Source organism: Alkalihalobacterium sp. TH-98 (assembly GCF_057473385.1).
This window is the reverse complement of the sequence record NZ_JBYCKM010000008.1, coordinates 1-11,516: the sequence shown is the minus strand read 5'-3', so window position 1 is coordinate 11,516 and position 11,516 is coordinate 1. Positions and strand designations below refer to the sequence as shown.

The following is an 11,516-nucleotide window of genomic DNA, read 5'->3' as shown; positions in this document are numbered from 1 at the left end:
TTTTTTTGGGGGTCAACACGCTCTTTGATCACCGTTTTTTCGCTGACTCTCTTTTTTCGGGGGTCATCACGCTCTTTGATCACCGTTTTTTCGCTGACTCTCTTTTTTCGGGGGTCATCACGCTCTTTGATCACCGTTCTTTCGCTGTTTCTCTTTTTTCGGGGGTCATCACGCTCTTTGATCACCGTTCTTTCGCTGACTCTCTCTTTTTTCGGGGGTCATCACACCCGCTACATAACTCGACCTACTTTTCACAACGTCACAAACGAACAAGTTAAACCTTTTTCTGTACATATTGATGTTCTGAGCAATAAGAAAAACACTCAGATCAATATCTGAGTGCTTCCTTATCATACTTATTTATTTGCTTTCGCTACTCTAACTGCGTTTAAGATACTTAGAGCTAAACCGCCCCAAACGATTGCGATACCGATAATCATCATTACAATTGCACTTGCACTCATTATAGTTCAGCTCCTTTTTCTTTCGGAATTTCTAAGTCATTTTGACCCCACTTGATCGCTGAGAAAATAAATCCGATCAGAATAGCTCCAATCGCAACGCCCCATCCTGAGTATAGTAAGAATGACGTCGCATAGCCTTCATAGTTCTCTTGAATATTGCCAATCAAGTTTTGAATTGCCATGTAACCTAGAACGATTGGAGTAATAACTCCTAAGCACACTTTCCACCATAAACCTAAACGAATATCTGATACGGAGTTTGCATGGCCTTGAAGTTCTGGAAGCTTCTTAACAAACCAAGAAACGGTAATAACTGATACTAGACCAGAAAGTGCTACACCAAATGTATTAATGAAGTGGTCAGCTGCATCTAGGAAGAATAGTCCCCCTTGAGTTGCAAAAAGAACTGAGATTAGAGCTGAAAGACCTCCACCAAAAATAACGGCTTTACCGCGAGAAATTTTAAACTTATCTTGCAGACCCGCTACAAAGGTTTGAACGATTGAAATTAAAGACGATAAACCTGCTAAAACTAAACAAGCGAAGAATAAGAAACCAAACAGCCCATTAAGTGCAGGGAATGTATTAATGATCTGCGGGAAGACAACGAACGCTAGACCAATACCTGCCGCTGCTACTTCGTTTAATGGAACACCCGCTTGTGTCGCCATGAAACCTAATGCAGCAAATACCCCAATACCAGCTAACACTTCAAAACTAGAGTTACTGAACCCTGTAATGAACGCGTTGTTCGTGATATCTGATTTCTTCCCAAGATAACTTGAATAAGTGATCATAATAGCAAATGCAATGGATAAACTGAAGAATACTTGACCATATGCTGCTACCCAAACACTAGGAGTCATAATTTCGCTCCAGTTTGGCTTGAAGAATGCGTCAAGACCAACAGCTGCACCTTCTAATGTTAAAGCACGAATTACGATAATTAAGAATAAAACGACAAGTGCAGGAATAAAAATACGGTTTGCCACTTCAATACCTTTTTTAACACCTTTAAATAAAACACCCAATGTAATAACCCATACTAGAATTAATGGGAAAAATACAGATGGTACTAAACTTCCAATTTGACCTGGTACTTCAGCTAGTTGGAGATACTCTCCAAATAAGAAACCACCAGTGTCTTCACCCCAGCGCTGACCGATTGCAAAATAAGCGTAAGCCATCGCCCAAGCGATAATGACAGCGTAGTATGTTGCAATAACAAACGATACCCCTACTTGCCACCAACCAATCCATTCTGTTTTCTTGTTCATTCTTGCATAAGATAATGGTGCCGAACCACGATACTTATGCCCCATTGTAAACTCCATAATAAGTAGTGGGATCCCCGCTGTTAGTAGTGCGAATAAATATGGGAAGAAGAAAGCTCCGCCTCCATTTTCATACGCAACATAAGGGAAACGCCAAATGTTACCTAAACCAACTGCCGAACCGACTGCTGCTAAAATAAACCCAGCACGTGTGCCCCATTGTTCACGTCCGTTCATTTCCATAACCCCTTTCTCTTTCTAATTTTCTAAATTTTCTATCTCTTAATAGCAAGTATATTCTACTTTCTCTAAGATAGTCTAGCAAAATATATTATTTTTAAAAATATTATGAATATTCATTTCAGACGAATCCCATAGCATTTAAGAACAGCTATTACGAATTCAATAGTTCATTCCCCTTTCTGTTACTAATTTTCAGATAATTCGTTTTTTTATTATAATAAGTTTGTCCTAGTTTGTAAATAGATTTGTCGAAATTAATCGAAAAAAAATAGAGACTAAACTTAGCCTCTATTTTTCTAGTCCTTATACTATTTTCTTTAAAACGATAACTGTTACGATAAAAGCAGCAAACGCAGCGATAAAACCGATCAACATGCTGCCTGTAATTCCAAGCACTAAAAAGCCTACAATTGAAATTAAAGCTACTAGAAGAGCATAAGGAAGCTGTGTAATGACGTGGTCAATATGATGACTGCCTGCTCCCGTGGATGACAGAATCGTCGTATCAGAAATTGGTGAACAATGGTCACCGAAAATCGCTCCCGCTAATACTGCTGCCAACATCGGAAGAAGCATCGTAATATCTAATGTTGCTGCAATATCACCTGCGATTGGCAACATCATACCGAACGTTCCCCAAGATGTTCCAGTAGAAAACGCCATGGCACCAGCAACAATAAAAATAATTACAGGTAAAAGCGCAAGTGGAATATTTCCGTCAATCAATGTTGCTAAGTACGCGCCAGTCCCTAAGTCGCCAATAATTTCAATAATCGTCCATGCAAAAATTAAAATATAAATGGCAGGAAGCATCGATTTAATACCTGCCCACAAACCAATTCCAAAGTCTTTCGCTGGAACTTTTTTCATTAATGTTAGAATAACAGCGGCTGCTAATCCAAGTAACCCTCCATAAACGAGAGCTGCGGCTACATCTGTATTTTCAAAGATTTCAAGAAGCGTTGCTGTTCCTTCAGTTCCTTGAATTCCCGTAATAATCATAAATAAGATCGTTCCAACAATTAAAGTAATAATCGGTAATACGAGGTCTCTTACTTTACCATTTTCCACAGGTTGAACATCCATGTTTTCCCCTGGAGGCGTTCCTTTTGCTTTATCGACCACTTCTCCTGTTTCAATGGCTAACCTTTCGTGCTTTTTCATCGCACCAAAATCAAGCTTAAACCACGCCACTGCAAGTACAAGCAGAACAGCAAATAAGGCATAGTAGTTCATTGGAACAATTATTAAAAAGGCCTGTAGTGCTTGATATTGAGTAACACTATGCGTCATTAAAATACCGCCGATGATTGCGATAATATACGCTCCCCAACTTGAAATCGGTGAAATGACACACATTGGAGCAGATGTCGAGTCAACGAGATACGCTAGCTTTGAGCGTGAAATTCGATGGCGATCAGTTAAAGGACGACTCACATTTCCAACTGTTAAACTATTAAAATAATCATCAATAAAGATAATAATACCTAACACTACGGTAACTAATTGAGCACCTACTCTTGTTTTTACACGTTTAAGCGCCCACTCACCAAACGCACGACTTCCACCTGATAAAGCAATTAATGAAGCGAGCATTCCTAATAACAATAAGAAAAAGATAATATAAAGCTCCCAATCATTGATTGCACCGTCAACATAGAAAATCGCTGCGACAATCCCAAAAATTTGCGTTAAAGAACTAATCGGATCAAATCCATTAAGTAATAACGCACCGACAATAATCCCTGCCCCTAGCGAAATTAATACACGTCTCGTTAAAATAACTAAGACTAACGCGAGCACGGGAGGAATTAATGATAAAATCGATGTTTCCATCTTTTAACCTCCTATTATTTTACTTGGAACCAAAAAAAAGGCTTACTCTAAAGTGTCAATCACTTCAAAACTAGTTAAAGTGGTGACTCTATCATTTGAGTAAGCCTCTATAATCAATCATCTATTGGCTCCCCATCAACTAAAGTAGTTCTCCACAGCAATCGCGCTGTGACAGTGTTACACTTATTCAATGCAACCCCAGCAAAAAGTACGTTGACGAGTACTCTCGCTTCGGCAAGTTTCCCTTTCATCAGTACTCACAGTTGTCATCCTCCTACTGATTACTATTGAAACCCGCGCCTCTACCTCATCAAGACTTGATGAGGTGTAATTATTCACTTTTTCATTGACCACGCTATAGTATAGCATCATTCTAAAAAAACGCCAATTGTAATTTCTGCTATTTTCGGCAGAGATAACACCTTCTATTGGGTAGGTTCCAAAAAGAGCTCACTATAGTAAAAGCCAATTAGATCACTGATTTAATTATCTCTTACAGCATCTTGAATGTCGGACTCTCTAATAAAAGTAGGTGCTGGCCCCGTGCCGCCCACATTATAGTATTCTGGAACTTTTCCTGGAACTAGCGTCATACCAATCGGGATCGACGTCTTTACAACTTCCATGTCTGTTGCGAACGGAATAACAATCTTAACATCAACTTGCAGATCGAGATATAGAGATAACATCGTATTATTGATGCCCGTATTTTCTACTTGATGCCTCATATTTGCCTTTACATCCCCAATCGCTGTAAAACGAACCGGAATTTGCGGACCTAAATGAGCGAGTAGAGCATTGTTTGTCGCTTGACCTAACGGAATAGTATAGATAATACCGTCTTGTGTATAAACTTCTTGATTAAAATCCACTTCCACACCATCAGGAAGGACCATCTCATGCACTCGGCCTTGTTCCATGAGTCGTAAATATCGTTGCACTCGTTGGGTAGCTTCCGCTTGAACACGAGCGACAATAGACGAATTAAATGTGATCGAGGAGATATCTCCATTTTGATCCTTTTCAATAATCAGTAACTCATCCATATCTAGCTGCTCAGCAATTTTCTTAGAAATCGCATCATTAATGGCTTCAGTACCTAATACTTGCGTTTCCGTTTTTGCAATATGAATTAGCGTCGGCCGAATCCCTTTCTCTACCAGCCATAGCCCTTGAGCCGTTAGGACCACAAATATAACAAATGATAATAACAAAACATAACGAAATGGGAGAGGACCTTTCCTCCCTGAATTTTGATTAAAGAGAGGACCATTCTTTCTTTTTCTTTTAAGGAGAGGGCCTTTCCACACCCCACGCTGTCTAAAACGAACCACACCAAAAACCCCCTTTGCAAGAAATATATGCAAGAGGGGGACGGCCTTGACCTGAAATTTATGAGAAATGCTTAATTTTCATACTAAGCCTCGTACACTGGTAGAACCAATATACATCCCTGGACGTTTTCTAACAGCTTCTAAACCTTCTAACACCTGTATTTGACATTCAACTTTCTTATCTCTAACAAATATGTATCACAGGTAAGGACCATTCGTTACTTTCTTTCATATACCGTAAAGTAATAATCATACGGATTTTTTTCGTCTTTTATCCCTTTCTCTCTCGACACTTCTTTCCACTCTTTATCACTAAACGCTGGAAAGTACGTATCGCCATCAAATTCTTCATCGATATGTGTGATATACAACTTGTCCGCGATTGGAAATGCCTCTTTAAAAATTTCAGCACCGCCGATAATAAACGTCTCTTTATCGTTTGCATCTACAACTTGTTTCACATCTGCTAACGAGTGAAGCACGGTACAACCATCTACACTATATTCTCGATTACGCGTGAGGATGATATTTTCTCGCCCCGGCAATGGTCGTCCGATCGACTCATACGTTTTCCGCCCCATAACGATGGGATGTCCCATGGTCACTTTTTTAAAATACGCCAGATCCGCAGGGAGACTCCACGGCAAATCGTTATCTTTACCAATCACACGGTTATTGTCCATCGCAACTAGAAATGAAATCAACGAAAACAACCCCTTTCAAAGTACGAAAAATACTCAAGGTCTATTATAACCTTGAGTATAGAAAAGCGAAAGGTGCCTGCTTAGCGGCGTATGGACTGGAGCTCCCCCGTATGAGATATAGGAAACACGGCGAACATGATATTGCACTAGAACGATGCATGTTTCTTATTTGGCGGACTCTGAGGCCCTTATTTTAAAGAAAAACACCCTTTTGAAGCAGTTAGCGGACTGTGTGGCCCTTATTTTCATGATTTTAATAGAAATCATCATGGATCAACACAAATAACGGCTTCTAAGTCCTCTTACCTTTAAAAAAATAAGGTTTTTGCTAAAATAACGGCCCTGGAGTCCGCTAATTTACTTTACTAGTCGCACTTACACTAAAGTGCTTTTTTGGGCCACAACATCAAACCGCAACGGGCGCTTTAATCGTTGGGTGCGGGTCGTATCCTTCAATTGAGATATCCTTCATTTCAAAATCAAAAACCGACTTTACATCCTCATTTAATACAAGCTTAGGAAGCGATTTAGGCTCTCGGCTTAACTGGGTTTCAACTTGCTCTATATGATTTAAATAGATATGAGCATCACCTAGTGTATGAATAAACTCCCCAACTTGTAAACCGCATTCATGAGCAATCAAATGGGTAAGTAAGGCATAGCTTGCAATATTAAAAGGAATGCCAAGGAAAATATCACCACTTCTTTGATACAATTGGCATGATAATTTTCCATCTAAAACATAAAACTGAAACAGCGTATGACAAGGCGGCAATGCCATGGATGGAACATCTTCAGGATTCCAAGCAGACACGATCAGGCGTCTTGAAGATGGATTTTTCTTAATCGTTTCAATTACATCGGCTAATTGGTCCAATGTTTCTCCTGCTGACGTTTGCCATGCTCTCCATTGCTTTCCGTAGACTTGTCCTAAATCTCCGTATTTTTCAGCAAATGTATCATCATTCAGTATACGGCTTTTGAACATTTCTAGTTGTTCCTCATACTGTATTCTAAATTCATCGTCTTGTTGCGAGCGTAACCCGAAGTTATCCATGTTTGGACCCTCATACTCTTCACTCGTAACCCAACGCTCAAACGCCCATTCATTCCAAATATTATTGTTTTCCTGTAATAAGTAACGGATATTCGTATCGCCTTTCATAAACCATAGTAACTCGCTAGCTATGAGTCGAAAAGGAACCCTTTTGGTCGTTAATAATGGAAAACCTTCATTTAGGTCAAAACGCATTTGGTAGCCAAAAATGGACATGGTACCTGTTCCTGTTCGATCTTCTTTTTTTGTTCCATTTTCAAGTACATGTCTACATAGTTGAAGATAATTCATTTCACTTGTACTCAACTTACATGCAGCCCCCTTTAAACTTTTACTTCCTAACCAACTGTCAAACCTACTGGGTACATCGAAATTATTGTTTCAAATACATCTATCAATTCTTTATCATACAACGTCCCTACCGCAGAATACAACCATTTAACTGTTCCATTATAGTTCAAGACTACAGTTCATAAGATTAGCAAATTTTAGTATAAGTATTTTGGACTTATTAACCCAATTCAAAAGAGACCAACGAAAAAGGTGCTACCCCTAAAAGTTAGTTTTCTACTCTAACTTTTGGGGGGCGGTACCAAAATAAAATCCGTCAGTCTCTTTTTATTGAACATGGATAGAGTATCCACTTGTTGAGTTAGAGCATCTTTAACAATGCATCTTTACCTTTCATTCCCGCTTTAACACCTACAGCTTCAGCTTCTAAAGTAATGGACTCAAGAGGAGCCTCGAGTAGTTGATCGATTGTACGAACACCAACGGCACGGCCAGCTATGATTTTACGCTCTTTCAGCTTTTCATTCAATAGTGCAACGTCAAGTGCCCCACACATTATATATCCTTTATCACTCATGACTGCCATAAAGTTTGTTTTTGGAAGCTTGAGGGTAACAGCAATGAAGGTATGACCCTCGATTGAAATTGGATTCATTTCAAGCACAGTATCACTCCTCCGTTTTTCGGATATGCATTTGTTCCATAGCCTTAATCCACTTAGGAATAGTCTCTAGAACAAAACAACGTGGTTGCTTATGAAGATAAATCTCCACAAGGCGTTTGACTTATCCTCGTTATACAATATGAAAAACAGACGAAAAAGTGCAAAGGTTGGTCGATTACCTAATTTGCTTTAACTTCCATAAGAAAACATCCCGAAGAAGCTCAGGCATAAAGAAAACTTTAGACGTAGACTCTGCGATAGCCGGATACAGTTTTCCAAATGTAAACATATCAAGAGTTGCTAATTGATACTCTTTTTTCATATCAATCGCTTGTCCGTCAATGAGAATCCGTTCTACGTGTTCGGCTTGATCTGCTAGCTTTTTAGTATGAACCTCAATTCCCGAGAAGGCCATTCTTCCTAATACTTCACCGCGGAAACCAAATCCTTTTAATTCAAGACGCTGCATCCGGTCTGTAAAAGCATGCAAGATCGTTTCTTTCAAACGGTCCCCCCGCAAGGTAACAATGCATGGGTTAATCGGATGAGGACAAATTCGATGAACATCGCCTCTTGAAATACCGCCTTTTGGAAGACTATCGAGCAGCACCCCTGAATTCACCATACTAATTTTCGTATTACACCACTCTTTTAATGCATCTGCTAACAGATCCGGACCCTTTGAAGGTTCAAACCACTTAACTGGTAAATCATACGGAAGCATCGCAACTTCTTCGTTCATAATGTGACGTTGGTTTTGGTCAAGACGCTCTAAAAGCTCTAGTGTTTCCTTTGATTGTGGCATTGTTGGCGTCTCGATAGCAGCCATTTCAATATCGACGATTTCCTTTGTTTCTTCATTAATGACAAGCTTCATTTGACCAATATGAAAGCCAAATTTCCCCGCTTGGCCGATGAATGTACCTTTTATGTTTTTACCTGATTGCAGGACGTGATGAGTGTGCGCCCCTAAAATAACATCAACGCCTTCAATGTGCTCGGCTATTTCTTGGTCTGCCGGGAAGCCGAGGTGTGATAAGAAAATCACAAAGTCAGCCTCAGCACGAACTTTTGCTACGAGATTGGGTAAGATCTCAAAAGGGTCGACAATGGTCCAGCCTAGTTTAACATAGAAAGGGAAAAATGGCGCTGTCATCCCGATTACACCAATTTTTGTTCCATTGTTTAACGTGATGTAGTGATAAGGCTTTGCCCAGGCCGGCACTTTATCGTGTTCATCTAACAAATTCGCTACTAAAACAGGAAATTGTGCATCTTCATACAACTCGTTTAACGTTCCTTTGGAAAAAGTTAAGCCTTCGTTATTCCCAATTGTAACCGCTTGAACGCCTGCTTGATTTAACAATTCAACATTTCCTTTGCCTTCTGTTGCCTCTGTCATTGGATTACATCGATCGGCATGATCCCCAATATCAAAATAAAGCATATTTTCCTGCTTTCGTTCATGAAAGCTGCGCTGCTTTTTTATAAATTCAACAATTTTTGGCCAATGTTCAAAATGACTATGTATATCGTTTGTATGATAAATAAATAAAGTCTGCTCAGAAGACACTCCAAAGCCTCCTTGTTATAATTGTCGCGCTGTCAGCGTTTGTTGATTGATGGTGCTGTTTTGACACGAATGACAAATTACCCTACCATCCATCCTTGCCATATTAATCTGGCACCAATAACCACTAAGAAAATTCGTAAAAACATAACTAATGTATCACTTTTTAGTTTTTGACCGATTGCAGCTCCTAATTTTCCACCGATCCATGCCCCTGGAATTAACGCTATCGCATACAGCCAATCGACGTTGCCTAAAGCGATATGAGAAATGGAACTAGAAATGGCTGAAAAGAAAATCATGAACATCGATGTTGCAACAGCCATATGAGGCGGAAAACCGAAGATCAGAATCATTGCTGGCACCATGAGCGAACCGCCGCCGATCCCAAATAGTCCTGAACACATACCGACAATAAAGGAAATCGGAATAGCAAGCCAAGGACTGAACCCATACTGAACGGTTTCCCCTAAGTCATTCACATATTCTCGTTTAACTCCTTTTTTTCCTACTTTTATCGGCTTTAAATACTTTCTTACCATTAAAATAAAAGAAACAATAATAATAAATAGTCCAAAATAAATAAGAAAGCTGGAAACTTCAATTCCTTTGTTTAAATAAACACCAAACAAAGCTCCTGGAATACTCCCAATTAAAAAAATCGACCCACTGATGTAGTCTACTTTCTTCTGCTTTATATAAGCTAGGGTAGAGGATGCTCCTGTAAAAATCATAATCAGTAAAGATGTACCCACGGCCACTTGTGGAGTGATACCGGCTAATATCCCAATGTAACCACTAAGAACCATTAAAGCAGGCACAACAATAATCCCGCCGCCCAAGCCCATTATACTACCTAATGTCCCGGCAATGAGTCCTAAAATAACTAAAACGATCCATTCCATACCTTTTCCCCAACTTTCTTTATCTGCGCTTTCTAATTTACTCTTCTTTCAAAGATAAAATGCAATACTACTATCATTCATCAAATAACGTTAATTGTCTAGGGGCAAGCCCCTCATATTCGATACCTAGCATCGCTTGAAATCGTTTCGCATTTTCTGCGGCGTCCCCACCAGAATTATTATTAAAAACGATATATATGTCTTTTGTAGACTTTTCGAGTCGTCTTATCCTTTCAACCCATTCACCCAGTTCCTCATCATTATAATTATATAAATAGCGAACATCCCGCCAATTTCCATCACCCGGATCACGCCAGCCATAGTAGTTACGGCCATGAAACCGTATGAGTGTCTTCTCTTCGTCGGTAGCTTCTAGTACGATCGGGACACTTCCAGTACCCGCTTGCGGTTCATCTCGTTGGTTTTGGTGAATAATTGTGTGAAATTCAACGAAAGTATGTATATCAATCGTTGGATGACATTACCCCCAAAGACTTTTGGGTGAAATAAATTTAATAACAATAGAAGTGGAAATATTTATGTATTTTCATGAATATTAATCCAAAAAGGACAATCGATTTTAACAATCAATACTACTGATATGGCGAATTTCGACTTTACTCCAAATGGACTTCCAATTCTTCTTTAAAACCCTACTTTCATAAACGTTTTTTAGCTCCTTTGAGTTTAAATAATACGGTGATGGTCTTACCTCTAAATTTACAACATCGGTAATCCCCCATGGTGCAGTTAATATTACGTTTTCCTTTTCATCCAGTTTAACTCCTAATGATGTTACGGTTTCAGGAAACTTTGATATACCATCGATAGATGAAGAATAAGGTTCCATATTATTAATTACGTGCATCCTTGCCTGATTCTTTACCGACCAAGGCACTCTTGGCACAAGGCATTTAAGTTTTTTTTCAATATTCTTTTCCTCTAATTCGTCTGTATTTGATGAATCAAAGTAAATTACATCAATATCAGGGATAGGCGTTCTTACACTAAAATCATGGATTACATCCCATATCTTTGAACGAACGAATCCTGCACAGATCCACCAATCAGGGAGGTTTAGAGTTTTTACATTTCTTAATAAATTCATCATCCATTCATCTTCTTGAATTACCTTTACAATATCATCTTCATTATAAATTATCATAGTTACACC

12 protein-coding genes, 1 pseudogene and 1 riboswitch are annotated in these 11,516 nt (G+C 39.1%); all 13 genes and pseudogenes read right to left on the bottom strand.

The window, feature by feature from the left end; all coding sequences use genetic code 11:
• A partial coding sequence (locus tag AC2VNP_RS03195; RefSeq protein ID WP_486915965.1) for a hypothetical protein occupies positions 1-185 on the bottom strand: 185 nt, incomplete at its 3' end.
• A gap of 171 nt (positions 186-356) precedes the next feature.
• Positions 357-464, bottom strand: coding sequence for a methionine/alanine import family NSS transporter small subunit (locus AC2VNP_RS03190; protein ID WP_486915964.1), 108 nt, complete (start codon positions 462-464; stop codon positions 357-359).
• Positions 464-1,975, bottom strand: a complete 1,512-nt coding sequence (locus AC2VNP_RS03185) for a sodium-dependent transporter (protein WP_418198200.1) — start codon at positions 1,973-1,975, stop codon at positions 464-466. Before AC2VNP_RS03185 ends, AC2VNP_RS03190 begins: the two co-directional genes overlap by 1 nt.
• Positions 1,976-2,284: 309 nt before the next feature.
• The gene (locus AC2VNP_RS03180) at positions 2,285-3,817 is read right to left on the bottom strand and encodes a Na+/H+ antiporter NhaC family protein (protein ID WP_486915963.1); all 1,533 of its coding nucleotides are present in this window, start codon (positions 3,815-3,817) and stop codon (positions 2,285-2,287) included.
• Between the two features lie 137 nt (positions 3,818-3,954).
• Positions 3,955-4,130: riboswitch (Lysine riboswitch) on the bottom strand.
• 169 nt (positions 4,131-4,299) lie between these two features.
• A complete protein-coding gene (gene yunB / locus AC2VNP_RS03175; protein ID WP_486915969.1) occupies positions 4,300-5,127 on the bottom strand; it encodes a sporulation protein YunB in 828 nt (275 codons plus the stop codon).
• 242 nt (positions 5,128-5,369) lie between these two features.
• Positions 5,370-5,834: a dihydrofolate reductase gene (locus AC2VNP_RS03170; RefSeq protein ID WP_486915968.1), complete on the bottom strand. Its 465-nt coding sequence runs from the start codon at positions 5,832-5,834 to the stop codon at positions 5,370-5,372.
• Positions 5,835-6,261: 427 nt separating this feature from the next.
• On the bottom strand, positions 6,262-7,203 hold the full coding sequence (locus AC2VNP_RS03165; protein WP_486915967.1) for a thymidylate synthase: 942 nt from the start codon (positions 7,201-7,203) through the stop codon (positions 6,262-6,264).
• A 47-nt stretch (positions 7,204-7,250) separates the two neighbouring features.
• Positions 7,251-7,373, bottom strand: coding sequence for a hypothetical protein (locus tag AC2VNP_RS03160; protein ID WP_486915962.1), 123 nt, complete (start codon positions 7,371-7,373; stop codon positions 7,251-7,253).
• A 191-nt stretch (positions 7,374-7,564) separates the two neighbouring features.
• Entirely contained in the window at positions 7,565-7,867 is a 303-nt protein-coding gene (locus AC2VNP_RS03155) for a YunC family protein (protein WP_275119914.1), read from the bottom strand.
• A 175-nt stretch (positions 7,868-8,042) separates the two neighbouring features.
• Positions 8,043-9,440, bottom strand: a complete 1,398-nt coding sequence (locus tag AC2VNP_RS03150) for a bifunctional metallophosphatase/5'-nucleotidase (RefSeq protein ID WP_486915961.1) — start codon at positions 9,438-9,440, stop codon at positions 8,043-8,045.
• 77 nt (positions 9,441-9,517) lie between these two features.
• Entirely contained in the window at positions 9,518-10,342 is an 825-nt protein-coding gene (locus AC2VNP_RS03145) for a sulfite exporter TauE/SafE family protein (protein WP_486915960.1), read from the bottom strand.
• Positions 10,343-10,415: 73 nt separating this feature from the next.
• A pseudogene (locus AC2VNP_RS03140) lies at positions 10,416-10,757 on the bottom strand (DUF72 domain-containing protein); the annotation flags it as partial.
• 165 nt (positions 10,758-10,922) lie between these two features.
• Positions 10,923-11,507 (bottom strand): nucleotidyltransferase family protein, encoded by a 585-nt coding sequence (locus tag AC2VNP_RS03135; RefSeq protein WP_486915966.1) that lies wholly within the window; start codon positions 11,505-11,507, stop codon positions 10,923-10,925.
• Between the last annotated feature and the right edge of the window lie 9 nt (positions 11,508-11,516).

Coding starts and splice junctions, on each gene's coding strand:
- AC2VNP_RS03190 (WP_486915964.1), bottom strand. CDS start 464: ATGAGTGCAAGTGCAATTGTAATGATGATTATCGGTATCGCAATCGTT.
- AC2VNP_RS03180 (WP_486915963.1), bottom strand. CDS start 3,817: ATGGAAACATCGATTTTATCATTAATTCCTCCCGTGCTCGCGTTAGTC.
- AC2VNP_RS03135 (WP_486915966.1), bottom strand. CDS start 11,507: ATGATAATTTATAATGAAGATGATATTGTAAAGGTAATTCAAGAAGAT.
- AC2VNP_RS03185 (WP_418198200.1), bottom strand. CDS start 1,975: ATGAACGGACGTGAACAATGGGGCACACGTGCTGGGTTTATTTTAGCA.
- AC2VNP_RS03145 (WP_486915960.1), bottom strand. CDS start 10,342: ATGGAATGGATCGTTTTAGTTATTTTAGGACTCATTGCCGGGACATTA.
- AC2VNP_RS03170 (WP_486915968.1), bottom strand. CDS start 5,834: ATGGACAATAACCGTGTGATTGGTAAAGATAACGATTTGCCGTGGAGT.
- AC2VNP_RS03165 (WP_486915967.1), bottom strand. CDS start 7,203: ATGAATTATCTTCAACTATGTAGACATGTACTTGAAAATGGAACAAAA.